This window comes from Streptomyces sp. NPDC005423, assembly GCF_040606415.1.
Taxonomy (GTDB): domain Bacteria; phylum Actinomycetota; class Actinomycetes; order Streptomycetales; family Streptomycetaceae; genus Streptomyces.
Window position 1 is genome coordinate 21,021 of sequence record NZ_JBEXET010000007.1, and the last position, 25,690, is coordinate 46,710.

Here is a 25,690-nt window from a genome sequence, read left to right on the forward strand (position 1 = left end):
CGTTCCTCACGCCGGCCCGGGTCCCGCGCCGCGCTGTTTGTACAGGCTGATCGAAACGGTTCTGTCCTCGTCGACGGCGGACGAGACCTTGCCCGCGAGGGCCGAGAGCACGGTCCAGGCGAAGGTGTCGCGCGAAGGGGCGTGACCGTCCGTGGTCGGCGCCGAGACGGTGACCTCCAGCGAGTCGTCCACCAGCCGGAAGACACAACTGAGCACCGAGCCGGGCACGGCCTGCTGGAGCAGGATCGCGCAGGCCTCGTCCACCGCGATGCGGAGGTCCTCGATCTCGTCGAGGGTGAAGTCCAAACGGGCCGCGAGTCCGGCCGTGGCCGTACGCAGCACCGACAGGTAGGCACCCGCGGCCGGCAGCCGGACTTCGACGAAGTCCTGGGTCGCGGGCTCGCCTGCGATCTGGGACACCCTCACCTCCAAGGTGGTACAAGCTCTTCCGGGGGCCGAGGGTCGCCCCCCGGGGGTAACGCGATAATGGGTTCAGCGGTGACGCTACCGCGCTCCGAACTTTTATGTCCCCGGGACCCCAACCCCATGCTGTCACTCATAGTAAACCTACGGATACGCTCCGTGGCTAGGGGTCCTGCGAGCCCAATTGGGAAGAGCGCGCGCCGGGTTGACGTACCCAGACGTCAGACGGTCGAACCGTCGGAACCGGCGGTCAGATTACGGGGTCACAGGAGCACGTGGTCGACGAAGCACCAGCGCCAGCTCTCGCCGGGCTCGAACGTGCGCATCACCGGGTGGCCGGAGTCCTTGTGGTGTGCCGTGGCGTGCCGGGAGGGCGAGGAGTCGCAGCAGCCGACGTGGCCGCAGAGGAGGCAGAGCCGCAGTTGCACCGGGTGGGTGCCGGCGGCCAGACACTCCAGACAGGTCTCGCTCTGGGGCGCGGGCTCGGGGTGCGGCAGCGCGTCCGTGTGCGTGCACTGTTTCATGATTGCCAGATTACGACGGGTGTGCGGTTCGCCGCGCGAAAAACGAGGGCGGGCGAGGACGTATGGACGTGATGCCACTGCTGTTGCTGGTGGCGGGAAGTGCCGCCGTGGCCGCGGCGGCACGGCGCACCCCCGTGCCGGCACCGCTGCTGCTGGTCGCGGTGGCGCTGACGGTGTCCTACCTGCCGGGGGTCCCCGACTACACCCTCGACCCGGAGATCGTCCTGCCGCTGCTGCTGCCCCCGCTGCTGTACACGTCGGCCAGTGACAGTTCGTACCTGGACCTGCGGGCCCAAGTGCGGCCCGTGGCGCTGCTGTCGGTCGGCTATGTGCTCTTCGCCACGGTCGTCGTCGGCCTGGCCGCGTACGTGATCGTGCCGGGGCTGCCGCTGACCGCGGCCCTGGTGCTCGGCGCGGTGGTGGCACCGCCGGACGCGGTCGCGGCGACGGCGGTGGCGCGCCGGGTCGGACTGCCGTCCCGGATCACCACGATCCTCCAGGGCGAGTCCCTGCTGAACGACGCGACCGCGATCACCGCCTACAAGGTGGCCCTCGCCGCCGCGATCGGCGAGGGCGCCACCTGGTCCGGCGGGATCGGCGAGTTCCTGCTGGCGTCGGTCGGCGGGGTCGGCGTCGGACTGGTGCTGATGGCGCCGCTGCACTGGCTGCGCACCCATCTCCGGGAGGCGCTGCTGCAGAACACGCTCTCCCTGCTGATCCCGTTCGTCGCGTACGCCGTCGCCGAGCAGGTGCACGCCTCCGGGGTGCTCGCGGTCGTGGTCGTCGCCCTCTACCTCGGACACCGCGCCTGGGAGGTCGACTTCGCCACCCGTCTCCAGGAGGAGGCGGTGTGGAAGATGGTCGCCTTCGTCCTGGAGTCGGCGGTCTTCGCTCTGATCGGGCTGCAACTCCCCGTGGTGCTCAAGGGACTTGGCGAGTACCGGGGGCTCGATGCCGCCTGGTACGCGATCGCCGTCTTCCTGGTGGTCGTCGCGGCCCGGTTCGTGTGGGTCTACCCGGCCGCCTTCCTGCCCCGCCTGATGTCGGCGAAGATCAGGGAACGCGAGGACAACCCCACCTGGAGAGGGGCGATGACCACCGCGTGGGCCGGCATGCGAGGCGTCGTCTCGCTGGCCATCGCCTTCTCCATCCCGCTCACGGTGCACGGCGGCGACGCCTTCCCGCAGCGCAACCTCATCCTGTTCCTCACCTTCACCACGGTCATCGGGACGCTCGTCGTCCAGGGACTGACGCTGCCCCCGCTGATCCGGCTGCTGAAGTTCCCCGGCCGTGATCCGCAGGCCGAGACGCTCGCGGAGGCGAACGCCCAGGCCCAGGCCTCCCGGGCCGCCGAACACCGTCTGGAGGGGCTTCTCGCCGACGACCGCAACAGCCTGCCGCCCCCGCTCGCCGACCGGCTCCGCGAGGTCCTCGAGCGCCGCCGCAACGCCGTCTGGGAGCGGCTCGGCGCGGTCAACCCGGTGACGGGGGAGACGGTCGACGACACCTACCGGAGGCTCTCCCGGGAGATGATCAGCGCCGAGCGCGCGGTGTTCGTGCGGCTGCGCGACGGCCGCCACATCGACGACGAGATGCTGCGCACCCTCCTGCGCCGGCTGGACCTGGAGGAGGCGGCGGCCTACCGGGAAGCCGCGTAGCCCTACGGGAAGGGGCGGCCGGTGACGACCGCCGCCACCGTCGTCCCGCGCGGGAAGGCGCCCTCGTCGGCCAGGGCGACAAGTCCGTACAGCAACTTGGCGACATAGAGGCGTTCCACGGGCAGCCCGTGCCGGTGCTCGAAGTCCCGCGCGAAAGCGTCCAGTTCAGGGGGCACGCGTGCGTAGCCCCCGAAGTGGAAGCGCTCGTCGAGCCGCCACTCGCCCCGCGGCGCGCCGAACGCCTCCCGCTGCAACTCCCGTACGGCGGCGCCCAGGAACCCGCCCCGGAGGACGGGAACGCCCACCGCCCGCTGCCCGTCGCCGAGTCCCGCGGCGAGGCCGGCGAGCGTGCCCCCGGTGCCGCAGGCGAGGGCGACGACATCGGCCCGCCCGCGCAGCTCCTCGCCGAGCGCCCGACAGCCGCGTACGGCCGCGGAGTTGCTGCCGCCCTCGGGGACGACGTGGGCGCCGACGGCGTCCGCGGCGTGGAGGACCGCCGCCAGGGTCGCCGGTTCGTGGACGCGCCGATACGTCGATCTGTCGACGAAGTGAAGGCGCATCCCGTCGGCCACGCACCGGGCCAGCGACGGGTTGAGCGGCCGGTCGGCCAGCTCCTGGCCGCGGACCACCCCGACGGTCGGCAGACCCAGCAGGCGGCCCGCGGCGGCGGTGGCGCGCAGATGGTTGGAGTAGGCGCCCCCGAAGGTGACGATCGTGCGGCCGGCCGCCGCCGCGAGGTTCGGCGCCAGCTTGCGCCACTTGTTGCCGACCAGGTCCGGGTGGATCAGATCGTCCCGTTTCAGCAGCAGCCGGACGCCGTGCCGCGCGAAGCGGCCGTCCGCCACCTCCTGCACCGGCGACGGGAGCCGGGGGCGCAGGGCGGCGAGATCGGGGCCGGTCACGCCCCCATTGTCACCCGGCGCTCACTTCAGCCGGTCACGCACCCGCTCGCGCAGCCAGGCCATGGTGAACCCGCGCGGGTCCACCTTCCCCGGCTGCCACTCCAGGTGCCCGATGACCGACCGCTCCGACCACCCGTGGTGGCGGCAGAGCGCCGCGGCGACCTTCTCCACGGCCGTCAGCTGGGCCTCGGGCCAGGGGTCCTCGCCGTCGCCGAGGTTCTCGCACTCGAAGCCGTAGAAGTGCCGGTTGCCGTCGGTGTTCGCCTCGTTGTCGTGCGGCAGCGCCCTCTCGGCGATGACGGCGCGCAGGACGTCGTCGTCGCCGAGGCCCGCGTGGTTGGCGCGGCCGTAGCCGACCAGGTGGACGGTGCCGTCCTTGGTGATGACACCGTGGCAGAGCGGGCCGGGCAGGTCCGGGCGGCCGTCGCGGCACAGGGCCACCGTGCGCTCGCCGCCCCGGGTGGCCGTGTGGTGGAACATCACGCCGTGGACGGGACCCCAGGCTCCCTTGTGGTTGCGGTTGTGGTGGATCCAGTCGCCCGACTCGGCGAGGGTGACGCCCTCGGCCCTCAGAGCTTCCAGGAAACCGTCCGCGGACATGGGTGAGGCCATGATCGCCTCCTTCGTGCTGTGCGGCGGCCGCCGATCGCGGCCGTCTGTCATCGCTGCTTGTACCGATAACAGCCCAGTTGCGCCTAGTTGTTCGCACGGTGTGCGAGCCGATCCGGACAGGCCCGGCGGCCCGGACGGAGGCCGGCCGGTCGAACGGCGCTCGACAGAAATGAGGCGCCTGCCCAGGACCGGGAAGATCCAACCCCGCTCTTTCGGGTAATACCATCAACACGCTCCGTGAGGGAGGCTGGTGCGCGAGAAGGATGCCCGGGGCACATCCGCGCCGGAGCATGTACTGGGAGGGCAATTCTCTATGTCGGTAGGCGAAGAGGTCCGCGCGGAGCAGAACAAGCCGCAGCAGAGCCTTGGTACGGCGGCCGCACGGAACCTGGCCACGACCACCAAGTCCGTACCGCAGATGCAGGAGATCAGCTCCCGCTGGCTGCTGCGCACCCTGCCGTGGGTCAACGTGCAGGGTGGCACTTACCGGGTGAACCGACGGCTGAGCTACTCCGTGGGTGACGGCCGGGTGACATTCGTGAAGACCGGCGACCGCGTCGAGGTCATCCCCGCGGAACTCGGCGAACTGCCCGCCCTGCGGGAGTACGAGGACGAGGAGGTGCTGACCGAGCTGGCCACGCGCTGCCGGCAGCGCGAGTTCGCCCCGGGCGAGGTGATCGCCTCGTTCGGCAGCCAGGCGGACGAGGTGTACCTGCTGGCGCACGGCAGGGTGGAGAAGATCGGCACCGGCCCCTACGGCGACGACTCGGTCCTCGGAGTCCTCGCCGACGGCGCGTACTTCGGCGACCAGGCGCTCCTCGACCCCGAGGCCATCTGGGAGTACACGGCCCGCGCGGACACCGCCTGCACGGTGCTGATCCTGGCCCGCCAGGACGTCGAGCAGGTCGCGGAGCGCGCCGACTCCCTGCGCGAACACCTCGCCGAGCAGCGCGGGATCCCCGAGCAGCGCACCAACAAGTACGGCGAGAAGGAGATCGACCTCGCCGCGGGCCACTCCGGCGAACCGGACATCCCGCACACCTTCGTCGACTACGACGCCCAGCCGCGCGAGTACGAACTGAGCGTCGCCCAGACCGTCCTGCGCATCCACACGCGCGTGGCCGACCTCTACAACCAGCCGATGAACCAGACCGAGCAGCAACTCAGGCTCACCGTCGAGGCGTTGAAGGAGCGCCAGGAGCACGAACTCGTCAACAACCGCGAGTTCGGCCTGCTCAACAACTGCGAGTACGACCAGCGGATCCAGCCGCACGACGGCGTGCCCGGCCCCGACGACATGGACGAACTGCTCAGCCGGCGGCGCGGCACCAAGCTCTTCCTCGCCCACCCGCGGGCCATCGCCGCCTTCGGCCGCGAACTCAACAAGCGCGGACTGGTCCCGGAGACCATCGACGTGGGCGGCAACCGCATCCCGACCTGGCGCGGAGTGCCGCTCTACCCGTGCAACAAGATCCCGGTCAGCGACCGGCGGACGACCTCGATCATCGCCATGCGTACCGGCGAGGCCGAGCAGGGCGTCATCGGTCTCCAGCAGGCCGGCGTCCCCGACGAGATCGAACCGAGCCTGTCGGTGCGCTTCATGGGCATCAACGAACAGGCGATCATCAAGTACCTCGTGACGGCCTACTACTCTGCGGCGGTCCTGGTGCCGGACGCCCTCGGCGTCCTGGAGAACGTCGAGATCGGCCGCTGGAGGTGACGTCCGCGCATCTGGAGACCGTGTCCCCGCCCCTCGGGGCGGGCGCACCCCGGTCGTACGCGCCCGGCCGCCGTACCGGCGCGCCCGTCGGCCGACTCTCCGAGGGGGACCCCATGGCCGAGTCCATGACGGAGACGGGCAACGCCGGGACGCCGCCGCTCGACGGCCACGAGGCGGAGGCGATCCTGGAGCGGTCGCGGGCCATCGTCGACCCCGCGCTACGGGCCGCGATCGACTCGCTGCCCGGTTCGATGCGCCGGATCGCGCTCTACCACTTCGGCTGGGAGCACCCGGACGGCACCCCGGCGGCGGGCAACGCCGGCAAGGCCATCCGGCCCGCCTTCGTCCTCACCGCGGCCGCCGCGCTCGGCGGCGAGAAGGCACGGGCAAGCGCCGTACGGGCCGCCGCGGCGGTGGAACTCGTCCACAACTTCACGCTGCTGCACGACGACGTGATGGACCGGGACACCACCCGCAGACACCGGCCCACCGCGTGGACCGTGTTCGGCGACGCCGCCGCGATCCTCGCCGGCGACGCGCTCCAGGCGCTGGCTCTCAGACTGCTCGCCGAGGACCCGCACCCGGCCTCCTCGGCCGCCGCCGTACGGCTCGCCGACTGTGTCGTCGAACTGTGCGCGGGGCAGCACGCCGACACGTCCCTGGAGAGCCGCGCCCCTCGCGAGGTCACCCTCGACGAGGTGCTCGCCATGGCCGAGGCCAAGACGGGCGCGCTGCTCGGCTGCGCCGGCGCCCTCGGAGCGCTGTACGCGGGGGCGGCTCCGGGGGACGTCGACGCGCTCGACGCGTTCGGCCGCGAGGCCGGGCTCGCCTTCCAGCTGATCGACGACGTCATCGGCATATGGGGCGACCCGAGCCGTACCGGGAAACCGGCCGGCGCCGACCTGATCGCCCGTAAGAAGTCGCTCCCGGTGGTCGCCGCGCTCACCTCCGGCACCCCGGCGGCGGAAGAGCTCGCCCGGCTGTACGAAGTGCCGTACCAGGAGGGGGACTTGGAGCGCACCGTGCTCGCCGTGGAACGGGCGGGCGGCCAGGACTGGACGCAGATCCAGGCGGCCGACCGGATGGCTCGCGCCGTGCACGAGCTGGCCCGCGCCGTCCCGGACCCGGCGGAGGCGGGCGGTCTGCTGGCCCTCGCGGAGTTCGTGACGCGGCGCAGCACCTGAGACCCCGGAGCCCCGAAGACCGCGCGGGCTTGACCCTGCCCGGCCGTCGGGGACTCCGGACGGCGGGTCCCGCGCATCCCCACGGTGCGCGGGGCCCGCGCACGCGCACCGGAATCCCGTAGCGTTGCCGTCATGCCCGAAGCGCCCTCGTCACAGCCGACCCCCGCCCCCGTCCTCCACATCACGGAACGCGCCCTCTGGGACGCGGCCCGCGAGCGCGGTGCCTACGAGATGTCGACGCGTGGCCGCACCCTGCGGGAGGAGGGCTTCATCCACTGCTCGACCAGGGCCCAACTCCCCGCCGTAGCAGCCCTCTTGTACGGCTCCTACGACGGGCCCGACGACCTGGTGGTGCTGGTCGTGGACCCCGCACGGCTCGGTGTACCGCTGAGGTACGAGGCGCCGCAGCCCGGCGGCGAGGAGTTCCCGCACGTGTACGGGCCCATTCCGGTGGACGCGGTGGTGGACGTGGAGGCGTGGGAGTGACGGACGGCCCATGTCGCGGGAGGGCCACCCGGCGCTCGTACTCCGCCGTTCAGGTACGGGGCGGCAGGCCGCCGGTCTCGGGGTCGCGGCCGGTCAGGCAGTACGTTCCGCCCACCGGGTCACGCAGCACGCTCCAGTGAGTGTGCTCGGCGACGAGGACGGCCCCGAGCCGTTCGTGCCGGGCGCGGGTGGCGCCGATGTCCGCGCAGGCGAGGTCGAGGTGGGCGGAGGCGGGGCGTTCGTCGCCCAGACGCTGCACCAGGACGCGGACCGGCAGGCCGGGCGGCGGCTTGAGCACGTGGAACTCGGGGCGCGAGCCGACCGCGGAGTCCCATCCGTTCTCGCCCAACAGGCCGCTCCAGAAAGCGACTTCGGCGTCGAAGACGGAGGGCGCGAGGTCGAGGCAGACCTGGTCGAGGCGGCTGCCGTCGACGACGGGCCCCCGTACGGTCTCCTGCTGCCAGGGCACGGCACAGAACAACTGCCCCGCGGGGGAACGCAGTACGGCCCATCCGTCGTGCTCGGCGACGGACCGCGCGCCGTGCCGCAGCGCGGAGACCACGAAGCCCGGCACGTCGTCGACCGCGAAGTCGAGATGCGCACCGCCGTCGCCCGCCCCGACGCCCTGGACCTTCACCCAGGGGTCCGCCCCCTCGGCCCGTGGCAGCAGGGTGCCGAACTCCCCGCGCTCACCCCGGGGTTCGGAGAGCCGGGTGGCCGTGGCGGCGGTCCAGAAGTCACGGGCGGGGGCGAGGAGACCGACCGGACGGTCGACGAAGACGTAGGTCCAGCGGATGCTCATGGCGTGAGAGCGGACGGGTCGACCCCGCCGGTCGCCGGCCCGGACCGGTCGGCCGCCCGCTCCAGGAACCGCAGCATGTTCCCGGCCGGGTCGCGGAACGCGCAGTCGCGCACACCGTACGGCTGGTCGGTCGGCTCCTGCACCACCTCGGCGCCGGACTCCTCGACCCGGGCGTAGAGCGCGTCGCAGTCGGCGGTGGTGAAGATGACGCCGCGCAGCATGCCCTTGGCCAGCAGTTGCGCCATCGCCTGCCGGTCGGCGGGGGAGGCGTCCGGGTTCGCCGCGGGCGGCTCCAGCACGATCTCCACGTCCGGCTGCGCGGGCGATCCCACGGTCACCCACCGCATCCCCTCGAACCCGACGTCGTTGCGGACCTCCAGTTCCAGGACGTCACGGTAGAAGGCGAGCGCCTTGTCGTGGTCGTCGACGGCGATGAAACACTGGTGGAGTCTGATGTCCATGGCCCCAAACTAGGGCCGCGCCGGCGGTCCCGCGCGCCGCGGTCGGGAAAAGGTCCGGGCCACGCACGGCGGAATCACCGCGCTTTCCTCATGCGGACGGGCCCGGTACGCGCTCGGCGTCTCGCCGACCAGCTCCGTGAAGCGCGAACTGAACGAACCCAGCGAGGTGCAGCCGACCGCGAGACATACCTCGGTGACGCTCAGGTCCCCCCGCCGCAGCAGCGCCTTCGCCCGCTCGATCCGCCGTGTCATCAGGCAGGTGTAGGGCGTCTCCCCGAACGCGGCCCGGAAGCTCCGCTGGAAGTGGCCCGGCGACATCAGCGCGGTCCGCGCGAGCGACGCCATGTCGAGCGGCTCGGCGTACGCGCGGTTGATCCGGTCGCGGGCCCGGCGGAGGCGGACGAGGTCGTCGGGGGTCACGCCTCCCAGAGTCGCACGGGCACGCGGGCGGAGGGGGCGCACGGGAACTACGGGGAGGGGAAGGACCGGCCAGGAGCCGGAGGAACGGAAGGTCGGGGTGAGCCGGGGGAGCGGGAAGGGCCGGAGGAACGGTAGGGGCCGGAGGAACGGCAGGGGTGGTAGGGGCGGGAGCGACGGGAAAGGCCGGAAGGGCCGCGGCGCGGAGAGAGCCGCGGGCGTGGGGAGAGCCGGAAGGGGCCCGGCCGGAATTCGTATTCCGGCCGGGCCCCTTCGCGAAGTCCACTACCCCGTCGACCTGCGATGGTGCACCGATCGCGGGTCGTGGTGACGGGTGGTCAGGCCTTCTTGGTCTCCCAGAAGATCTTGTCGATCTGGGCGATGTAGTCCAGCGCCTTCTGGCCCGTCGCCGGGTCGGTGGACGCCTTGGCGGCCGAGAGGGCCTTCAGGGCGTCGTTGACCAGCTGGTGCAGCTCCGGGTACTTCTCGAAGTGCGGGGGCTTGAAGTAGTCGCTCCACAGCACCGAGACGTGGTGCTTGGCGAGCTCGGCGCGCTGCTCCTTGATGACGGTGGCACGCGTCTGGAAGTGCGGGTCGTCGTTGGCGGCCATCTTCTCCTGCACGGCCTTCACCGACTCCGCCTCGATGCGGGCCTGGGCCGGGTCGTACACACCGCAGGGCAGGTCGCAGTGTGCGCTGACCTTGACCTTGGGGGCAAACAGGCGGGAAAGCATGGAGCATTCCTTCCTCGTGATCGTCTTCTCAGGTGGGACATTACTCCCTGGGAGAGGCGAAATAACGAGTGCCCCCATCGGCTTAGGACAAAAGTCCGGGGTCGGACCCAGACTGGTGGAGGATAGGACCGGGGAGGTGCCGGGAATGCCGGAGCTGTCGCAGGAGACCGAGCACGGAAGGGCCGTACTGCCCTTCGGGTGGGCCGAGGTGACCGGGCCGTCCATGGTGCCGACGCTGTTGCACGGGGATCTGCTGGTGGTGCAGTACGGCGCCCGGATCAGGCCCGGCGACATCGTCGTACTGCGGCATCCGTTCCAGCAGGACCTGCTGGTCGTCAAGCGGGCCGCCGAGCGGCGCGACGGGGCGTGGTGGGTGCTCGGGGACAACGCCTACGCCGGCGGCGACAGCACCGACTACGGTGCCGTGCCCGAGGACCTGGTACTGGGCAAGGCGCGGTTCCGCTACCGGCCGCCGGCCGCCGGCCGGCGCTCGCCGTGGGCGCTGGTGTGCTGGGCGCTGTCCGCCGCGAGGCCCGTCTTCGCCGACCGGTCCGCCTCCAGGCGCTTGCGGGCCCGGTAGGCGGCGACGTTGGCGCGGGTCGCGCAGCGGTCCGAGCAGTAGCGCCGGGAGCGGTTGGTGGAGGTGTCGAGGTAGGCGTTGCGGCACGGGGGCGCCTCGCACAGGCCGAGGCGGTCGACGCCGTACTCGGTGAGATGGAACGCCAGGCCCATTGCGGCGATCGCCGCGTAGCCGGCGGTCGCGTTCGACGGGTGGTCCGCCAGGTGCATGTGCCACAGCGGGCGGCCGTCCTCGTCCCGGTGGTCGTGCCCGGAGATCTGCGGGCTGACCGGGAACTCCAGGAGCAGTGAGTTCAGCAGGTCGACGGCGAGGGTCTCGTCGCCGCCGTCGGCCGCCTCGAAGACCGCGCGCAGCCTGGCCCGGACCGAGCGGAACCGGGTGACGTCGGCCTCGGTCGCGCGCCGGGCCGCCGACGCGTTGGCGCCGAAGAGGTCACGGACGGCCTCCACCGAGGTCAGGGAGTCCTTGCCCCGGGCCGGTTCCTCGCTGTTGACGAGGCGCACGGCGTGCTCCGAGTAATAGGCCAGTTCCACTTGTAGTCCTTACGGAGGCGCTCTATGGTCGTGGATGCGATCGGGTAACAGCCGATCGTGCTTCCAGGGTATTACGTAGGTGACTGAAGAGGGGGCTCCCATGACCACCCGTACCGGAACCGACTGGCAGGCCTGGCAGGAGAGCTGGGACCGGCAGCAGGAGTGGTACATGCCCGACCGGGAGGACCGCTTCCGGATCATGCTCGACATGGTCGAGGCCCTCGCCGGCCCCACGCCCCGCGTCCTCGACCTCGCCTGCGGCACCGGCAGCATCACCGGCCGGCTGCTGGCCCGGCTGCACGGCGCCACCAGCACCGGTGTCGACCTCGACCCGGCCCTCCTCGCCATCGCCGAGGGCACCTTCGCGGACGACGGCCGGGTCTCGTTCGTCGCGGCCGACCTCAAGGACCCCGACTGGACGAAGGCACTGCCCTACGACTCCTACGACGCCGTCCTCACCGCCACCGCCCTGCACTGGCTGCACAGCGGACCCCTCGCCGTCCTCTACGGCCAGATCGCGCAACTCGTCCCCGACGGCGGTGTGTTCATGAACGCGGACCACATGAGCGACGAGACGACCCCCCGGATCAACGCGGCCGAACGGGCCCGCCGGCACGCGGACATGGACCGGGCCCGGCGGGACGGCGCGCTCGACTGGGCCGAGTGGTGGCGGCTCGCCGCCCAGGACCCGGTCCTCGCCGCACCGACCGCCCGCCGTCACGAGATCTACGGCGAGCACGCCGAGGGCGACACACCCTCCGCCGCGTGGCACGCGCGCGTGCTGCGCGAGAAGGGGTTCGCGGAGGCGCGCCCGGTGTGGTGCTCGCCCTCCGACACCCTGCTGCTCGCCCTCAAGTAGGCGGACGCGACGAGGGGCGGTACGGAGACCCGTACCGCCCCTCGCTCGTCGGCTAGAGCACCTTGGACAGGAAGGACTGGGTCCGCTCCTGCTGCGGGTTGGTGAGGACGTCGCGCGGGTGGCCGGACTCGACGACCACACCGCCGTCCATGAAGACGAGACTGTCGCCGACCTCGCGGGCGAAGCCCATCTCGTGGGTGACGACGATCATCGTCATCCCGGACTCGGCGAGGTCGCGCATGACGTCGAGGACGTCACCGACCAGCTCCGGGTCGAGCGCCGAGGTCGGCTCGTCGAACAGCATCAGCTTCGGGTCCATCGCCAGCGCCCGGGCGATCGCCACCCGCTGCTGCTGGCCGCCGGAGAGCTGCGAGGGGTAGCTCCCCGCCTTGTCGGCCAGGCCCACCCGCTCCAGGAGCTGCATCGCGCGCTCCCTGGCCTGCGCCTTGCCCGCGCCCCGGACCTGAATGGGCGCCTCGGTGATGTTCTCCACGGCGGTCATGTGCGGGAACAGGTTGAAGCGCTGGAAGACCATGCCGATGTCCCGGCGCTTCATGGCCACTTCGCGGTCGCGCAGCTCGTAGAGCTTGTCGCCCTGCTGCCGGTAGCCGACCAGCTCCCCGTCGACGTACAGCCGCCCGGCGTTGATCTTCTCCAGGTGGTTGATGCACCGCAGGAAGGTCGACTTGCCGGAGCCGGAGGGGCCGATGAGGCAGAACACCTCGCCCGACCGGACCTCCAGGTCGATGCCCTTGAGCACCTCGACCGGGCCGAACGACTTGTGGACGCCCTCGGACTTGACCATGAGGGCCGCCGGGGCCTTGGCCGCGGACTCGCTCCCGGTGAGCTCCTCGCTCATGCCGTGCCTCCCTTCGGACGGCCGATGGACAGCACGTTCGCCTTGATCTTCTGGAACGGCGTCGGCGGCAGCGCGCGGCTGGAACCGCGGGCGTAGTACCGCTCGATGTAGTACTGCCCGACGCTCAGGACCGAGGTCATGATCAGGTACCAGGCGGCGGCGAGGAAGTACATCTCCACCGGGGCACCCGAGTTCTGGCCGATGTCCTGGGCGTAGCGGAACAGCTCCGGATACTGGACGGCCGCCACGAGCGAGGTCGTCTTCAGCATGTTGATGACCTCGTTGCCCGTCGGCGGCACGATCACCCGCATCGCCTGCGGGATCACGATCCGGCGCAGCGTCTTGGCGTGACTCATGCCCAGCGCGTGTGACGCCTCCGTCTGCCCCTCGTCCACGGCGAGCAGACCGGCACGGCAGATCTCCGCCATGTACGCGGCCTCGTTGAGACCGAGGCCGAGCAGCGCCGTCAGCAACGGCGTCATGAAGTCCGACCAGTAGTCCTTGTAGATCGGACCCAGGTTGATGTACTCGAAGACCAGGCCCAGGTTGAACCAGAGGAACAGCTGGACGAGGACCGGGGTGCCGCGGAAGAACCAGATGTAGAACCACGCGATGGACGAGGTCACCGGGTTCTTCGACAGCCGCATCACGGCGAGGACGATGCCGCCGACGATGCCGATCACCATGGACAGGACCGTCAGCAGCAGGGTCTTGCCCACACCGGTCAGGATGCGGTGGTCGAAGAAGTAGTCCGGTACGGCATGCCAGTTGATCTTGCCCTGGCCGAACGCGTAGACGATCGCGACGAGGAGCGCGATCGCGACGACGGCGGACACGTACCGCCCGTAGTGCCGGACCGGAACGGCCTTGATGGTCTCCGGGGCGGCCGGGGGAGTGTCCTTCGGCCCGGTCGCCCTGTCGGTGTCAGTAGTCACGGGGATTGCCCTTCAGTGCCCGCTCGGAACCGCGGTCACTTGCCGCCGTTGACAGCGGCCGACTTGACCGCGCCGTCCTGGGCGCCCCACTTCTCCAGGATCTTCTCGTACTCGCCGCTCTTGATCACCGCGTCCACCGCGGCCTGCAGCGCGTCCCGGAGCTGGGTGTCGCTCTTGGCGACCGCGATGCCGTACGGCGCCGCCTCGACCTGGTCGCCGACGATCTGGAAGTCCTTGCCGCCGCCGGAGGTCTTCACCGCGTACGCGGCGACCGGGAAGTCGGAGGAGGCGGCGTCCGCACCCTTCGACCGCAGCCGGGTCTGGGCCTGCTGGTCGTCGTCGAACGCCTCGATGGTGATCTTCTTGCCGCCCGTACACTTCTTCGTCTCGGACTTGGCGAGGTCCTCGGAGACGGTGCCGCGCTCGACGGCGAGCTTCTTGCCGCACAGGTCGGACCAGGTGGCGATGGACCCGGTGTCGCCCTTGCGGGTGTAGATCGAGACACCCGCGGTCAGGTAGTCGACGAAGTCGACGCCCTCGCCGACCTTCTTGCCGGTGTCCGGGTCGACGCCGTTCTGGCGGTTCTTGTTGTCGGTCATCGCGGACATGGCGATGTCGTAGCGGTTGGAGCGCAGGCCGGTCAGCAGTCCGTCGAAGGTGCCGTTCTCGAACTGGAACGTCACGCCGAGCTGCTTGCCCATCGCCGCCGCCAGGTCGGGGTCGAGACCGACGACCTTGCCGGAGGAGTCCTTGAACTCCACCGGGGCGTACGCGATGTCCGAGCCGACCTTGACGACGCCCGCGGACCGGATCGCCTTGGGGAGCTTGGACGCCAGCGGTGCCGTGCTGGCACTGCCGGAGTCGTTCTTCTTGGTCTGGTCACCGCAGCCGGTGAGCAGCAGGGCGCCGGCGACCGCGATCGCACCGACCGCTGCTAGCCGGTTGTGCGCGGCGGTCGTACGACGGGTGGAGCGTGCGGTCATTGGGGTCCTCCGGCGGATGGATGGAGTTGCCGATGGGTCGACGAGAACACACAGCCTCGGGTGTCGCGACCTTGTGTGATTAGGGCATCTTGCCATTCGGACTGAACCATTCAGGGGACCGGTCATGTCAAAATCGGATAACGGGTGACCCCCGAACCGTTCCAGGTCGGCGTATCGCGGCGGACCATCTGCGGGAATCCTCCATTCCGGCCGGAGGATCTCCGGCCCGTCCCGGGATGCGGTCGGCCGCCGCCGGAGAACCACTCGAGGGCCGAACGCCCCCCGGTCCAGGGCCGACGCGATTGCGCTGCCCGGATGTGACCTTGCACGTATTGGACTCGTCCCCGTGCCGTCCGTCCGGTAAGAAGGTTCTTTACACCCCTCATCCGGGGCTCAGGGCGCGTGTGCGGCGCGCCCGTCGCGCAGGTGCTGGTACGCACCACTGACAGGGCCCTGCGCGGTGCCCGCCCACCCCTTACCAGGGAGTGGCCACCCTCAGACCATGATTACTTAAGGGGTAAGACAAAGTGGCAGCGGAGATCGTCAATCCTCGCAGCGACACCAGTACGGACCAGGACGGCGGGGCCGAGCCCCTCGATTCCTTCGATCCGGCGTTCGCGCTGCACCGCGGCGGCAAGATGGCTGTGCAGGCCACCGTGCCGATCCGCGACCGGGACGACCTGTCCCTGGCGTACACACCCGGCGTCGCGCGCGTGTGCACCGCGATCGCGGAGCAGCCGGAACTCGTCTACGACTACACCTGGAAGTCCTCCGTGGTGGCGGTCGTGACGGACGGCACGGCCGTCCTCGGACTCGGGGACATCGGTCCCGAGGCCTCCCTCCCGGTGATGGAGGGCAAGGCGATCCTGTTCAAGCAGTTCGGCGGCGTGGACGCGGTGCCGATCGCGCTGGACTGCACGGGTGTCGACGAGATCATCGAGACCGTGGTCCGGCTCGCGCCCTCCTTCGGGGGCGTCAACCTGGAGGACATCTCGGCGCCGCGGTGCTTCGAGATCGAGCGCAGGCTCCAGGAGCGGCTGGACATCCCGGTGTTCCACGACGACCAGCACGGTACGGCGATCGTGACGCTGGCCGCGCTGCGCAACGCGGCACGGCTGACCGGGCGCGGCCTCGGCGACCTGCGGGCCGTGATCTCGGGCGCGGGCGCGGCCGGTGTCGCCATCGCCAAGTTCCTGCTGGAGGCGGGGCTCGGCGATGTCGCCGTCGCCGACCGCAAGGGCGTGGTCTCGCGCGACCGGGACGATCTGACGCCGGTCAAGCGGGAGTTGGCCGAGATCACCAACAGGGCAGGGATCTCGGGGTCGTTGGAGGCGGCGCTGGAAGGCGCCGACGTCTTCATCGGCGTCTCCGGCGGTACGGTGCCGGAGCCGGCCGTGGCCTCCATGGCGCCGGGCGCCTTCGTCTTCGCCATGGCCAACCCCAACCCCGAGGTGCACCCCGACGTGGCGCACAAGTACGCGGCGGTCGTCGCGACGGGCCGGTCGGACTTCCCGAACCAGATCAACAACGTGCTGGCGTTCCCCGGGGTCTTCGCGGGCGCGCTCCAGGTGCGGGCCTCCCGGATCACCGAGGGGATGAAGATCGCGGCGGCCGAGGCGCTGGCGGGTGTCGTCGGCGACGACCTCGCCGCCGACTACGTCATTCCGTCGCCGTTCGACGAGCGGGTCGCCCCCGCCGTGACGGCGGCGGTCGCCGCCGCCGCCCGCGCGGAGGGCGTGGCCCGACGCTGACGTCCGCCCGACGGCCCCGCCCGCTTCTTGGGCGGGGCCGTTCGTCTTCCCCGGTCCGCCGGTCCGCCGGTCCCCCTGTCCCTCTTCTCGCCGGTCCGGCCTTCTCGCTTGTCCGGCCTTCTCGCTTGTCCGGCCGTCCGCCGGTCCGTCCGCCTGTCCGCCTGTCCGGCCGTCCGGCCGCCCGCCCGCCCGAGTGAACCAGGGACGGGGCGGTGTTCCTCGATGCCGGGGGATGTCACTCAGCCCCGCGGGATGACGCTCATCCCGTCCGGTGGCCGGAGGCGCGATCACCATTCCGACTTCCGCCGACGCTGCTGCTGCCGCCTCCGCTGTTGTTGCTGCCGCTTTGCGGCGCGGGCGGCATCACTCGGCCCTGGGGGAGGGGGGATCAGTCCCAGGGATGTATCACTTAGCGCAGGGGTGTAACACTTTTCGGGCGGTATCACCCAGCCCGTCCGGCGTTGGAGGACGAGGGCTGGGCGACGCCGTGCAGCGCCGTGTGGGGCGGCGGGGGCGGCAGCCCGCCTTGGCAAGAGGGTAAGTGTCACACCGTCCGGTCGTTCCCCGCGCAACCGGCGGAGCCTATGGTCGACGTCATGTTCGCCGTCTACGCCGCCCGAATCGACCGCGACCAGCCGCTCTCCGGCCTGGAGCTGGGGGAGCGTCCCGCCCCCGGGGCCCGGCCGGGCTGGAGCACCGTCGACGTCAGGGCCGCCTCCCTCAACCATCACGATCTGTGGTCCCTGCGCGGCGTCGGCCTCGCGGAGGACAAGCTGCCGATGATCCTCGGGTGCGACGCCGCCGGTGTCGACGAGGACGGCAACGAGGTCGTCCTGCACTCCGTCATCGGCCAGACCGGCCACGGCGTCGGCCCCCGGGAACCCCGCTCCATCCTCACCGAGCACTACCAGGGCACCTTCGCCGAACAGGTCGCCGTCCCGACGTGGAACGTGCTGCCGAAGCCCAAGGAACTCTCCTTCGAGGAGGCCGCCTGTCTGCCCACCGCGTGGCTGACGGCGTACCGCATGCTCTTCACCAACGCCGGGGTGCGGCCCGGTGACTCGGTGCTCGTGCAGGGCGCGGGCGGCGGGGTCGCCACGGCCGCCATCGTCCTGGGCAGGGCGGCGGGGCTGCGGGTCTTCGCGACCAGCCGGGACGAGGCCAAGCGGAAGCGGGCGCTGGAACTGGGTGCCGTGGAGGCGCTGGAACCGGGAGCGCGGCTGCCGCAGCGCGTGGACGCCGTCATCGAGACCGTCGGCGCGGCCACCTGGTCGCACTCCGTCAAGTCCCTGCGGCCCGGCGGCACGATCGTCATCTCCGGTGCCACCAGCGGCGACCGCCCCTCACACGCCGAACTGACCCGGATCTTCTTCCTCGAACTCAAGGTCGTCGGCTCCACGATGGGCACCAAGGACGAGTTGGAAGACCTGCTGTCCTTCTGTGCCACCACCGGCGTCCGTCCGGTGATAGACGAGATCCTCCCGCTCGACCGCGCTCGTGAGGGCTTCGAGCGCCTCGCCTCCGGCGACCAGTTCGGCAAGATCGTCCTCACGAACGCCTAGCGTTTCCCCTTCTCCCCCTGCTCCCCCTGCTCCCCCTGCTCCTCCTGCTCCTCCTTCTCCAGCGCTCCGCTCCCTTCCCTTCCCCTCCCGTCTTCCTCTCCTCCTCGTTCATTTTCTGCGGTCGGTCCGGGCTTCCCGGGTCGGCCGCAGCCGCGTGTCAACCTCGATTGACGAGCGCGCCGCGTCAATGTACGTTGACAGCATGACCGAAGCGACGGATCTCGCCGAGCGAGCCGGTGACCGTGACCCGCGGATCGGCCTGCGGGCCGTCGCCGCGCTGCGCAGGCTGCTGGATCAACTGGAGGCCGTGCAGGTGCGTGCCGCGCGCAATCAGGGCTGGTCGTGGCAGGAGATCGCCGCGGAGCTCGGTGTCAGCAGGCAGGCCGTGCACAAGAAGTACGGGAGGCATTGATGTTCGAACGGTTCACGAAGGACGCCCGAGCCGTCGTCCAGGACGCGATGGAGCAGCGGGAGCGTTCGGGGGCCCGGTCCGTCGAGCGCGAACACCTGCTGCTCGCCCTCCTGGACCGCGAGGCGAGCCGCACCTCGTTCGTCCTGGGTGCCCTCGGCCTCACCCCCGAACGCAAGGAGTCCGTACGGCAGGGTCTCGCCGACGCCCGTCGGCGGGCCGGTCTCTCGCAGGCCGAGTCGGAGGCGCTGGCCGGGCTCGGGATCGACGTCACGGCCATCGTCGCCCGGGTCGAGGAGGCCCACGGGGTCGGCGCGATGTCCGGTGACCGCCAGAGGAAGGAGTGGTGGTCGGACCGCCGCTCCTTCGGCCGGGGCGCCAAGGACGTCCTGGAGAAGGCCCTGCGCATCGCCGTCGGCCGGCGCGACCGGCACATCGGCGACGAGCACCTCCTGCTCGCCCTCACCGTCCTCCCGGGCACCCCCGGGGAGGTGCTCGCCGATCACGGGGTGACCCACGAGTCCGTGACACGGGTGCTGTACGGCGAGGGTCAGGGCGAGGCCGGGGGCGAGGCCAAGGCGGGCTGACGGCCGGCGTCGGCGCGCGTCCGCCCCGGCCCAGCCGTGCGGCTCAGGTTCTCGGAGTGCGCAGCACCGCTCCGATGTGTGCCGCCGCCGTAGCCAAGTGTCGTCGCGTGTTGCGGAGTTGGGACTCGGTGACGCCCTGGTCGCGGGCCGTGTCCCGGATGTCGTCCCGGAAGCGGTCCAGGAGACGGTCCAGGTCGCGGACCGGGTCGCCGGTGGGGTCCTCGTGGGCCCACGCCGGTTCGTACTCGGCGGGGAAGTCCTCCGGAGTCCGGGAGTACTCGGGGGTGGGGGGCTCGGCCGGGGCCTTCGCCGACTTGGGCGCGCTGGTGCGGCCGAACCCGAACTCCTTCCCGAAGTCCTTGCCGAAGTCGCCGAACTCCTTGGCCAGTTCGGTCAGGCTCTCCCGGACCCCCGAAGGCCAGTCGCCGTGCGCGAAGTGGTCCTGGGCCTGCTCCTGGACCCGGTGGGCTATGCGCTGCACTTCCTCCTGGGCCTGGGCCCACGCGCGGGTCTGTGCCTCCTTGGCCTGACGGCGGGCCTGCTGGGCCTCCTCGCGGGCCCGGCGGCTCTCGTCCTTGGCCCGCCTGGCCTGCTCCTTCCACTCCTGCTTGACGCGGCGCATCTCCTCCTTGGTGGCGTGCCACGCCTCCTTGTCGCCGGCGTCGACGAAGTCGCCGAAGGAGCCGTCGCGTTCGGTGCCCCGGGCGTCACCGCTCCCGGCTGCCTTGCGGGCCTCGGAGGCCGCCGCGCGCATCTCGCGCCGCAGATCGCCCGCCGCGCCCCGGACATCGGCACGGATCTCGGCGGCCAGCTCGGCGACCGACTCGCGGATCTCCAGTTCCAGGTCCGCCAACTCGCCCCTGCGGTCGGCCAGTTCGGCCCGGCCGGCGTCAGTGATGGCGTACACCTTGCGGCCGCCCTCGCTGGTGTGGGTGACCAGGCCCTCCGCCTCCAGCTTGGACAGGCGCGGATAGACCGTGCCCGCCGACGGTGCGTACAGCCCCTGGAAACGCTCTTCCAGGAGGCGGATGACCTCGTAGCCGTGGCGGGGGGCCTCGTCGAGCAGCTTCAGCAGGTAGAGGCGGAGTCGGCCGTGGGCGAAGACGGGGGGCATGTCAGAGCACCTTCTTGTCGGTCGTGCCGTCGGCCGCCGCGGTGGGCGGACCACCGGCCGGGCCGGAAACGGAATGGTCCCCCGAGTCGGTCTCATCCTCATCCCCGGCAGCAACTGCCGTGCTGCCAGCAGTGGTTGGGGCGGAGTCCTTCTCGACGCCGACGCCCCCCTCGACACCGGCCTCTGTCTCGACCCGGGTGTCGACGTGCGGGCCGGGGTGCGGGTCGGAGTGGCTGTCGTCCGGGCCGTCGGCCTCCCGGGCGCCGGCGTCGCCCCCGTCCTCCGCCGGTGGCCGGCGCAGCAGGGCGATCGAGCCGGAGACGGTGGTGGCCTTGAGGGTGCCGGTGCCGGCGCCGAGGCGGCCGGTGATCTTGTGGGCACCCCACTGGCCGTGGACGCGCAGGTCCTCGAAGGCGCTGGAGATCCTGCCGCTCGCGGTGTTCGCCTCGACGCGGGCGTCCGTCGGGTGCGGCAGCCTTATGGCGATCTCACCCGAGACGCTGTTCAGCCTGATGTCGGTGGGGCCGCCCGGGTCGAGGTCGACGATCATCGAGCCGCTCACCGAGTCGGCGCGCACGGAGGAGCCCGAACCCTCGACGACCGTGAGGTCCCCGGAGACGGAGTTGAAGCGGAGGTCGCCGGTGACGGCCTGCGCCTCCAGGTTCCCCGACACCGTGTCCGCGCGGACCGGGCCGGAGAGACTCACGAGGGTCGTGTCACCGGTGACTCCCCGCACCGTGGAGGGGCCGCTCATCCCGGAGACGACGGCGGCGGCGCCGACCACGCCCACCTCGACACGGGTGCTCGCGGGGACCGCCAGGGAGACCACCGCACTGCGCCGCCACCCCTGGCGGTCGAGCCACTTGAGGAAGCCCTTCCAGGGGAGGTCGTCGTAGGCCACGGTCAGTGTGCCGTCCTCCTGGGTCACGACGAGGGGCGGGCCCTCGATGTGGGAGACCTCCAGGCGGGCGGAACCTTCTTCCGTCCCCACGACGTTCACTGTTCCGTTGACGATGCGTACGTGGAGCTCGCGTACGGGCTCGTCGAACGTGAGCTTCTGGGGCTCTGCGACGGACCACTCGGACATGGGGCATACCTCCTAGGCCGGACTGCACAGGAGACGACGCGCCATATCGCGTCTTCCAAGAAACACGATATATCGCGGTGAGGGAAAGTCAAGACACCCGATCGGGTGACCCCGGGTCGTCGGAGACGAACGCCACCTCCCGGCGGGCGCGCATGGCGACGAGGAAAGGGCAGGCCAGAACGTCTGGCCTGCCCTTCGGTTCGGTTCTCCTGGCGGCCCGTCCACGCACAGGCGACCGGCACCGCGCGTCGGATCTGCTACCTGCTACCTGCTGCCCGCTATTCGTCGTCGTCCTCGTCGTCGTCCAGTCGCGCCAGCCAGGTCGCTAGGCGCTCGACCGGGACCTCGAAGTCCGGGTTGAGGTCGACGAAGGTCCGCAGCTGTTCGGCGAGCCACTCGAAGGTGACCTCTTCCTCGCCGCGCCGCTTCTCCAGCTCTTCGATGCCACGGTCGGTGAAGTACACAGGTGCTCCGGACGGAAGTCGACTGACACGTACCCGGCCAGGTTAACGGGACTTCCCGCCCCCACGGGCAGGGGCCCGGCGCCGAGTCTGGTCGACTCGGAACCGGGCCCCTGTCAGGCGTTTCGGCGGCTCAGGCCTCGAACACCTCGCGTACCAGCTGCTCCTGCTCGGCCTGGTGGCGCTTGGCCGAACCGACCGCCGGGGACGAGGAGTGCGGGCGGGAGATCCGCCGCAGCCGCTCGCCGTGCGGCACGTCCGCGCCGACCGCCAGGTCCAGGTGGTCGATCAGGTTCAGGGCGATGAACGGCCAGGCACCCTGGTTGGCCGGCTCCTCCTGGGCCCACAGGTACTTCTCGACGTTCGGGAACTTGGCGATCTCCGCCTGGAGTTCGGCACCCGGCAGCGGGTACAGACGCTCGACGCGGATGATCGCGATGTCCGTGGCGCCGCGCTTGGTGCGCTCGGCCTCCAGGTCGTAGTACAGCTTGCCGGAGACGAAGACGACCTTGCGGACGGCGGACGGGTCCGTCACCGAGGCGTCGCCGATGACCGGGCGGAACTGACCCGACGTGAACTCCTCCGCCTTCGACGCGGCTGCCTTCAGGCGCAGCATCGACTTCGGGGTGAAGACCACCAGCGGCTTGTGGTGCGGGTTGTGCACCTGCCACCGCAGGAGGTGGAAGTAGTTCGACGGCAGGGTCGGCGCCGCGACCGTCATGTTGTTCTGGGCGCAGAGCTGCAGGAACCGCTCGACCCGGGCCGAGGAGTGGTCCGGGCCCTGCCCCTCGTAGCCGTGCGGGAGGAGGAGGGTGACGCCGGAGGTCTGGCCCCACTTCTGCTCCGCCGCCGAGATGTACTCGTCGACCACGGTCTGCGCGCCGTTGACGAAGTCGCCGAACTGCGCCTCCCACATCACCAGCGCGTCCGGGCGGGCCAGCGAGTAGCCGTACTCGAAGCCCATGACCGCGTACTCGGAGAGCAGGGAGTCGTAGACGTTGTACCGCGCCTGGTCCTCGGCGAGGTACTGGAGCGGGGTGTAGTCCTCGCCCGTCTCACGGTCGATGAGGACCGCGTGCCGCTGGCCGAAGGTGCCGCGGCGGGAGTCCTGGCCGGAGAGGCGCACCGGGGTGCCCTCAAGGAGCAGCGAGCCGATGGCGAGGGTCTCGCCCATGCCCCAGTCGATCGTGCCGTCCTCGACCATCGCCGCCCGGCGCTGGAGCTGCGGAAGCAGCCGCGGGTGGACGTGGAACTGGTCGGGGATGTTGACCTGGGACTCGGCGATGCGCTTCACGACCTCCGCGGAGATCGCGGTGGAGACGGCGACCGGGAACTCGGCCCGCGAGTCCGACATCGGCGCCACGCCCGGCTGGGCGGTCGCCTCGCGGACCTCGGTGAAGACCTTCTCCAGCTGGCCCTGGTAGTCCTGGAGGGCCTGCTCGGCCTCTTCCAGGGTGATGTCGCCGCGACCGATGAGCGACTCGGTGTACAGCTTGCGCACCGAGCGCTTCTTGTCGATCAGGTCGTACATCAGGGGCTGGGTGAAAGCCGGGTTGTCCGACTCGTTGTGACCGCGGCGCCGGTAGCAGATGAGGTCGATCACCACGTCCTTGTTGAACGCCTGACGGAACTCGAAGGCCAGCCGCGCGACGCGCACGACGGCCTCGGGGTCGTCGCCGTTCACGTGGAAGATCGGGGCCTCGATCATGCGGGCCACGTCGGTGGCGTACATGGACGAGCGGGAGGACTCCGGGGCGGCGGTGAAGCCGACCTGGTTGTTGATGACGATGTGGACCGTGCCGCCGGTGCGGTAGCCGCGCAGCTGCGACATGTTGAGGGTCTCGGCCACCACGCCCTGGCCCGCGAAGGCCGCGTCACCGTGCAGGGCGACCGGCAGGACCGTGAAGTCCGTGCCGCCCTTGTTGATGATGTCCTGCCGGGCGCGGACGATGCCCTCGATGATCGGGTCGACCGTCTCCAGGTGGGAGGGGTTCGCCGCCAGCGACACCTTGATCTGCTCGCCGTCCAGGCCGGTGAAGGTCCCGTGGGCGCCCAGGTGGTACTTCACGTCACCGGAGCCGTGCATCGACTTCGGGTCGAGGTTGCCCTCGAACTCACGGAAGATCTGGGCGTACGACTTGCCGACGATGTTGGCGAGGACGTTCAGCCGGCCGCGGTGGGCCATGCCGATGACGACCTCGTCCAGACGGGACTCGGCCGCGCTGTCGATCACCGCGTCGAGCAGCGGGATGACGGACTCGCCGCCCTCCAGGGAGAAGCGCTTCTGGCCGACGTACTTGGTCTGGAGGAAGGTCTCGAAGGCCTCCGCCGCGTTGAGCCGGCGCAGGATGCGCAGCTGCTCCTCGCGCTCCGGCTTGGAGTGCGAGCGCTCGATGCGGTCCTGGATCCACTTGCGCTGCTTCGGGTCCTGGATGTGCATGAACTCGACGCCGGTGGTGCGGCAGTACGAGTCGCGCAGCACGCCGAGGATGTCGCGCAGCTTCATCAGGGACTTGCCGGCGAAGCCGCCGACCGCGAACTCCCGCTCCAGGTCCCACAGGGTGAGGCCGTGCTCGGTGATGTCCAGGTCGGGATGCTTGCGCTGGCGGTACTCCAGCGGGTCGGTGTCGGCCATGACGTGGCCACGGACCCGGTAGGAGTGGATCAGCTCGAAGACACGGGCGGCCTTGGTGACGTCGTCGTCGTGGCTGGCGTCGATGTCCCGGAGCCAGCGGACCGGCTCGTAGGGGATGCGCAGCGCCTCGAAGATGTCGTCGTAGAAGCCGCTCTCGCCGAGCAGGAGGTTCGCGACGATCCGCAGGAACTCGCCGGAGGCGGCGCCCTGGATGACCCGGTGGTCGTAGGTCGACGTGAGCGTCATGACCTTGGAGATGCCGAGCTTGTTCAGGGTGTCCTGGGAGGTGCCCTGGAACTCCGCCGGGTAGTCCATGGAGCCGACGCCCATGATGACCGACTGGCCGGGCATCAGCCGCGGCACCGAGTGGACCGTGCCGAGGCCGCCGGGGTTGGTCAGGGAGACCGTCACACCGGTGAAGTCGTCCATCGTCAGCTTGCCGTCACGGGCGCGGCGGACGATGTCCTCGTAGGCCTGCCAGAACTCGAAGAAGTTCAGCGTCTCGGCCTTCTTGATGCCGGCGACGACGAGCTGGCGGTCGCCGTTGGGCTTCACCAGGTCGATGGCGAGACCGAAGTTGACGTGCTCCGGCTTGACCAGGGTCGGCTTGCCGTCCTTCTCCACGAAGGAGTGGTTCATCGACGGCATGGCCTTGATGGCCTGCACCATCGCGTAGCCGATGAGGTGGGTGAAGGAGATCTTCCCGCCCCGGGCGCGCTTCAGGTGGTTGTTGATGACGATGCGGTTGTCGAAGAGCAGCTTGACGGGGACCGCGCGCACGGACGTCGCCGTGGGGACCTCGACCGAGGCGTTCATGTTCTTCGCGACCGCGGCGGCGGGGCCGCGCAGCGTCACGTACTCGGGACCGGCGGGGGCCTCCGTCGCGGGCTCGGCCTTCGGCTTGGCGGCCGGAGCCGGGGCGGCGGGCGCGGGTGCCGCGGCCTTGGCCGGCGCGGGGGCCGGAGCCGGCGCGGGGGCCGGGGCGGCGGGCGCGGGCTGGGGAGCGGCGGCGGGTGCCGGAGCGGGAACGGCCGCAGCCGCGGGCGCCGGGGTGGCGGGCGCCGCCGGGGCCGGCGTGGTGGTACCTGCGGCCCCCGCGGCCGCAGTACCCGCCGCGGCGGGGGTGGCGGCACCCGGCTTGTAGTCGGCGAAGAAGTCCCACCACGCTCGGTCTACCGAATTCGGGTCCTGGAGGTACTGCTGATAGATCTCGTCGACGAGCCACTCGTTGGGTCCGAACGCGGCAGCGGGGTTCTTGCCCGCTGGTTGGTCGGACTCGGTCGAGATGGTCGAGTTACTGGGGGACTGTGACGACACGGCGGCAACCGCCCTCTTCCGCTTCACAAGGTGATGGACAGCGGAAATAAAGGCTACGCCCCCATGACGGGGAAGGTCAGGTCGGGCCGGTCCAT

At 70.8% G+C, this 25,690-nt stretch carries 26 protein-coding genes; 10 read left to right on the top strand and 16 right to left on the bottom strand.

The genetic code is table 11. The features are described from left to right. Positions 1–6 precede the first annotated feature (6 nt). Complete coding sequence (locus ABZT12_RS11140; RefSeq protein WP_006136266.1) at positions 7–420, bottom strand: anti-sigma factor; 414 nt, start codon at positions 418–420, stop codon at positions 7–9. Positions 421–686: 266 nt separating this feature from the next. Next, the gene (locus tag ABZT12_RS11145; protein ID WP_356380936.1) at positions 687–947 is read right to left on the bottom strand and encodes a UBP-type zinc finger domain-containing protein; all 261 of its coding nucleotides are present in this window, start codon (positions 945–947) and stop codon (positions 687–689) included. A 62-nt stretch (positions 948–1,009) separates the two neighbouring features. Between ABZT12_RS11145 and ABZT12_RS11150 the strand changes: the two genes are divergently transcribed. Beyond that, a complete protein-coding gene (locus ABZT12_RS11150) occupies positions 1,010–2,605 on the top strand; it encodes a Na+/H+ antiporter (protein WP_356380939.1) in 1,596 nt (531 codons plus the stop codon). 2 nt (positions 2,606–2,607) lie between these two features. Here ABZT12_RS11150 and ABZT12_RS11155 read toward each other — a convergent pair whose 3' ends face one another. After that, positions 2,608–3,507, bottom strand: a complete 900-nt coding sequence (locus ABZT12_RS11155) for a pyridoxal-phosphate dependent enzyme (RefSeq protein ID WP_356380942.1) — start codon at positions 3,505–3,507, stop codon at positions 2,608–2,610. A gap of 21 nt (positions 3,508–3,528) precedes the next feature. Continuing rightward, the gene (locus ABZT12_RS11160) at positions 3,529–4,119 is read right to left on the bottom strand and encodes an N-acetylmuramoyl-L-alanine amidase (RefSeq protein ID WP_356380945.1); all 591 of its coding nucleotides are present in this window, start codon (positions 4,117–4,119) and stop codon (positions 3,529–3,531) included. 313 nt (positions 4,120–4,432) lie between these two features. On the opposite strand from ABZT12_RS11160, the gene ABZT12_RS11165 reads away from it, so the two are divergent. The 3 genes from ABZT12_RS11165 to ABZT12_RS11175 all read left to right on the top strand — a co-directional run bounded on the left by ABZT12_RS11165 (position 4,433) and on the right by ABZT12_RS11175 (position 7,509). Further along, positions 4,433–5,839, top strand: a complete 1,407-nt coding sequence (locus ABZT12_RS11165; RefSeq protein WP_356380948.1) for a family 2B encapsulin nanocompartment shell protein — start codon at positions 4,433–4,435, stop codon at positions 5,837–5,839. A 113-nt stretch (positions 5,840–5,952) separates the two neighbouring features. Next, positions 5,953–7,023 (top strand): family 2 encapsulin nanocompartment cargo protein polyprenyl transferase, encoded by a 1,071-nt coding sequence (locus tag ABZT12_RS11170; RefSeq protein WP_356380951.1) that lies wholly within the window; start codon positions 5,953–5,955, stop codon positions 7,021–7,023. 132 nt (positions 7,024–7,155) lie between these two features. After that, entirely contained in the window at positions 7,156–7,509 is a 354-nt protein-coding gene (locus ABZT12_RS11175) for a DUF952 domain-containing protein (protein ID WP_356380954.1), read from the top strand. 49 nt (positions 7,510–7,558) lie between these two features. Here ABZT12_RS11175 and ABZT12_RS11180 read toward each other — a convergent pair whose 3' ends face one another. The 4 genes from ABZT12_RS11180 to sodN form a co-directional block, all read right to left on the bottom strand. Further along, positions 7,559–8,311, bottom strand: a complete 753-nt coding sequence (locus ABZT12_RS11180; protein ID WP_356380957.1) for a VOC family protein — start codon at positions 8,309–8,311, stop codon at positions 7,559–7,561. Then, the gene (locus ABZT12_RS11185; protein WP_356380960.1) at positions 8,308–8,772 is read right to left on the bottom strand and encodes a VOC family protein; all 465 of its coding nucleotides are present in this window, start codon (positions 8,770–8,772) and stop codon (positions 8,308–8,310) included. The genes ABZT12_RS11180 and ABZT12_RS11185 overlap by 4 nt, the downstream gene beginning before the upstream one ends. A 9-nt stretch (positions 8,773–8,781) precedes the next feature. After that, positions 8,782–9,192, bottom strand: coding sequence for a helix-turn-helix transcriptional regulator (locus ABZT12_RS11190; protein ID WP_356380963.1), 411 nt, complete (start codon positions 9,190–9,192; stop codon positions 8,782–8,784). 335 nt (positions 9,193–9,527) lie between these two features. Then, positions 9,528–9,923: a superoxide dismutase, Ni gene (sodN, locus tag ABZT12_RS11195; RefSeq protein WP_356380966.1), complete on the bottom strand. Its 396-nt coding sequence runs from the start codon at positions 9,921–9,923 to the stop codon at positions 9,528–9,530. 145 nt (positions 9,924–10,068) lie between these two features. On the opposite strand from sodN, the gene sodX reads away from it, so the two are divergent. Further along, complete coding sequence (gene sodX, locus ABZT12_RS11200; protein ID WP_356380969.1) at positions 10,069–10,503, top strand: nickel-type superoxide dismutase maturation protease; 435 nt, start codon at positions 10,069–10,071, stop codon at positions 10,501–10,503. Here sodX and ABZT12_RS11205 read toward each other — a convergent pair. Then, a complete protein-coding gene (locus ABZT12_RS11205; protein WP_356380972.1) occupies positions 10,386–11,036 on the bottom strand; it encodes a CGNR zinc finger domain-containing protein in 651 nt (216 codons plus the stop codon). The genes sodX and ABZT12_RS11205 overlap by 118 nt on opposite strands. 100 nt (positions 11,037–11,136) lie before the next feature. Here ABZT12_RS11205 and ABZT12_RS11210 point away from each other — a divergent pair, with 100 nt between their 5' ends. Continuing rightward, positions 11,137–11,895, top strand: coding sequence for a class I SAM-dependent methyltransferase (locus ABZT12_RS11210; protein ID WP_356380975.1), 759 nt, complete (start codon positions 11,137–11,139; stop codon positions 11,893–11,895). 52 nt (positions 11,896–11,947) lie between these two features. On the opposite strand, the gene ABZT12_RS11215 is transcribed toward ABZT12_RS11210, so the two are convergent. The 3 genes from ABZT12_RS11215 to ABZT12_RS11225 are packed head-to-tail and all read right to left on the bottom strand — an operon-like array spanning position 11,948 to position 14,672. Then, positions 11,948–12,700, bottom strand: coding sequence for an amino acid ABC transporter ATP-binding protein (locus ABZT12_RS11215; RefSeq protein ID WP_356381369.1), 753 nt, complete (start codon positions 12,698–12,700; stop codon positions 11,948–11,950). Positions 12,701–12,750: 50 nt separating this feature from the next. Continuing rightward, complete coding sequence (locus ABZT12_RS11220; protein ID WP_356380978.1) at positions 12,751–13,689, bottom strand: amino acid ABC transporter permease; 939 nt, start codon at positions 13,687–13,689, stop codon at positions 12,751–12,753. Between the two features lie 35 nt (positions 13,690–13,724). Then, positions 13,725–14,672, bottom strand: coding sequence for an ABC transporter substrate-binding protein (locus tag ABZT12_RS11225; protein ID WP_356380981.1), 948 nt, complete (start codon positions 14,670–14,672; stop codon positions 13,725–13,727). Between the two features lie 527 nt (positions 14,673–15,199). Between ABZT12_RS11225 and ABZT12_RS11230 the strand changes: the two genes are divergently transcribed. From ABZT12_RS11230 to ABZT12_RS11245, 4 genes are all read left to right on the top strand, one after another. After that, positions 15,200–16,423 carry an NADP-dependent malic enzyme gene (locus tag ABZT12_RS11230; protein ID WP_356380984.1) on the top strand — a complete coding sequence of 408 codons (1,224 nt, stop codon included), beginning with the start codon at positions 15,200–15,202 and terminating at the stop codon, positions 16,421–16,423. A gap of 596 nt (positions 16,424–17,019) precedes the next feature. Then, positions 17,020–17,985 (top strand): zinc-binding dehydrogenase, encoded by a 966-nt coding sequence (locus ABZT12_RS11235; RefSeq protein WP_356380987.1) that lies wholly within the window; start codon positions 17,020–17,022, stop codon positions 17,983–17,985. A 202-nt stretch (positions 17,986–18,187) separates the two neighbouring features. Next, positions 18,188–18,397: a helix-turn-helix domain-containing protein gene (locus tag ABZT12_RS11240; RefSeq protein ID WP_356380990.1), complete on the top strand. Its 210-nt coding sequence runs from the start codon at positions 18,188–18,190 to the stop codon at positions 18,395–18,397. Then, positions 18,397–18,981, top strand: coding sequence for a Clp protease N-terminal domain-containing protein (locus ABZT12_RS11245; RefSeq protein ID WP_356380994.1), 585 nt, complete (start codon positions 18,397–18,399; stop codon positions 18,979–18,981). The genes ABZT12_RS11240 and ABZT12_RS11245 overlap by 1 nt, the downstream gene beginning before the upstream one ends. Positions 18,982–19,024: 43 nt before the next feature. On the opposite strand, the gene ABZT12_RS11250 is transcribed toward ABZT12_RS11245, so the two are convergent. From ABZT12_RS11250 to ABZT12_RS11265, 4 genes are all read right to left on the bottom strand, one after another. Next, on the bottom strand, positions 19,025–20,095 hold the full coding sequence (locus tag ABZT12_RS11250) for a helix-turn-helix transcriptional regulator (RefSeq protein WP_356380997.1): 1,071 nt from the start codon (positions 20,093–20,095) through the stop codon (positions 19,025–19,027). A gap of 1 nt (position 20,096) precedes the next feature. After that, positions 20,097–21,182 carry a DUF4097 family beta strand repeat-containing protein gene (locus tag ABZT12_RS11255; RefSeq protein WP_356380999.1) on the bottom strand — a complete coding sequence of 362 codons (1,086 nt, stop codon included), beginning with the start codon at positions 21,180–21,182 and terminating at the stop codon, positions 20,097–20,099. Positions 21,183–21,460: 278 nt separating this feature from the next. Further along, entirely contained in the window at positions 21,461–21,646 is a 186-nt protein-coding gene (locus tag ABZT12_RS11260) for a DUF6104 family protein (RefSeq protein ID WP_024761804.1), read from the bottom strand. Positions 21,647–21,776: 130 nt separating this feature from the next. Then, a complete protein-coding gene (locus ABZT12_RS11265; RefSeq protein ID WP_356381002.1) occupies positions 21,777–25,595 on the bottom strand; it encodes a multifunctional oxoglutarate decarboxylase/oxoglutarate dehydrogenase thiamine pyrophosphate-binding subunit/dihydrolipoyllysine-residue succinyltransferase subunit in 3,819 nt (1,272 codons plus the stop codon). Positions 25,596–25,690 lie beyond the last annotated feature (95 nt).

Excerpts from the sequence above, each read along its gene's own strand:
- ABZT12_RS11145 (WP_356380936.1), bottom strand. The coding sequence starts at position 947 with ATGAAACAGTGCACGCACACGGACGCGCTGCCGCACCCCGAGCCCGCG.
- ABZT12_RS11150 (WP_356380939.1), top strand. The coding sequence starts at position 1,010 with ATGGACGTGATGCCACTGCTGTTGCTGGTGGCGGGAAGTGCCGCCGTG.
- ABZT12_RS11160 (WP_356380945.1), bottom strand. The coding sequence starts at position 4,119 with ATGGCCTCACCCATGTCCGCGGACGGTTTCCTGGAAGCTCTGAGGGCC.
- ABZT12_RS11165 (WP_356380948.1), top strand. The coding sequence starts at position 4,433 with ATGTCGGTAGGCGAAGAGGTCCGCGCGGAGCAGAACAAGCCGCAGCAG.
- ABZT12_RS11170 (WP_356380951.1), top strand. The coding sequence starts at position 5,953 with ATGGCCGAGTCCATGACGGAGACGGGCAACGCCGGGACGCCGCCGCTC.
- ABZT12_RS11175 (WP_356380954.1), top strand. The coding sequence starts at position 7,156 with ATGCCCGAAGCGCCCTCGTCACAGCCGACCCCCGCCCCCGTCCTCCAC.
- ABZT12_RS11180 (WP_356380957.1), bottom strand. The coding sequence starts at position 8,311 with ATGAGCATCCGCTGGACCTACGTCTTCGTCGACCGTCCGGTCGGTCTC.
- ABZT12_RS11185 (WP_356380960.1), bottom strand. The coding sequence starts at position 8,772 with ATGGACATCAGACTCCACCAGTGTTTCATCGCCGTCGACGACCACGAC.
- sodN (WP_356380966.1), bottom strand. The coding sequence starts at position 9,923 with ATGCTTTCCCGCCTGTTTGCCCCCAAGGTCAAGGTCAGCGCACACTGC.
- sodX (WP_356380969.1), top strand. The coding sequence starts at position 10,069 with ATGCCGGAGCTGTCGCAGGAGACCGAGCACGGAAGGGCCGTACTGCCC.
- ABZT12_RS11210 (WP_356380975.1), top strand. The coding sequence starts at position 11,137 with ATGACCACCCGTACCGGAACCGACTGGCAGGCCTGGCAGGAGAGCTGG.
- ABZT12_RS11215 (WP_356381369.1), bottom strand. The coding sequence starts at position 12,700 with ATGGTCAAGTCCGAGGGCGTCCACAAGTCGTTCGGCCCGGTCGAGGTG.
- ABZT12_RS11225 (WP_356380981.1), bottom strand. The coding sequence starts at position 14,672 with ATGACCGCACGCTCCACCCGTCGTACGACCGCCGCGCACAACCGGCTA.
- ABZT12_RS11235 (WP_356380987.1), top strand. The coding sequence starts at position 17,020 with ATGTTCGCCGTCTACGCCGCCCGAATCGACCGCGACCAGCCGCTCTCC.
- ABZT12_RS11240 (WP_356380990.1), top strand. The coding sequence starts at position 18,188 with ATGACCGAAGCGACGGATCTCGCCGAGCGAGCCGGTGACCGTGACCCG.
- ABZT12_RS11245 (WP_356380994.1), top strand. The coding sequence starts at position 18,397 with ATGTTCGAACGGTTCACGAAGGACGCCCGAGCCGTCGTCCAGGACGCG.
- ABZT12_RS11250 (WP_356380997.1), bottom strand. The coding sequence starts at position 20,095 with ATGCCCCCCGTCTTCGCCCACGGCCGACTCCGCCTCTACCTGCTGAAG.
- ABZT12_RS11255 (WP_356380999.1), bottom strand. The coding sequence starts at position 21,182 with ATGTCCGAGTGGTCCGTCGCAGAGCCCCAGAAGCTCACGTTCGACGAG.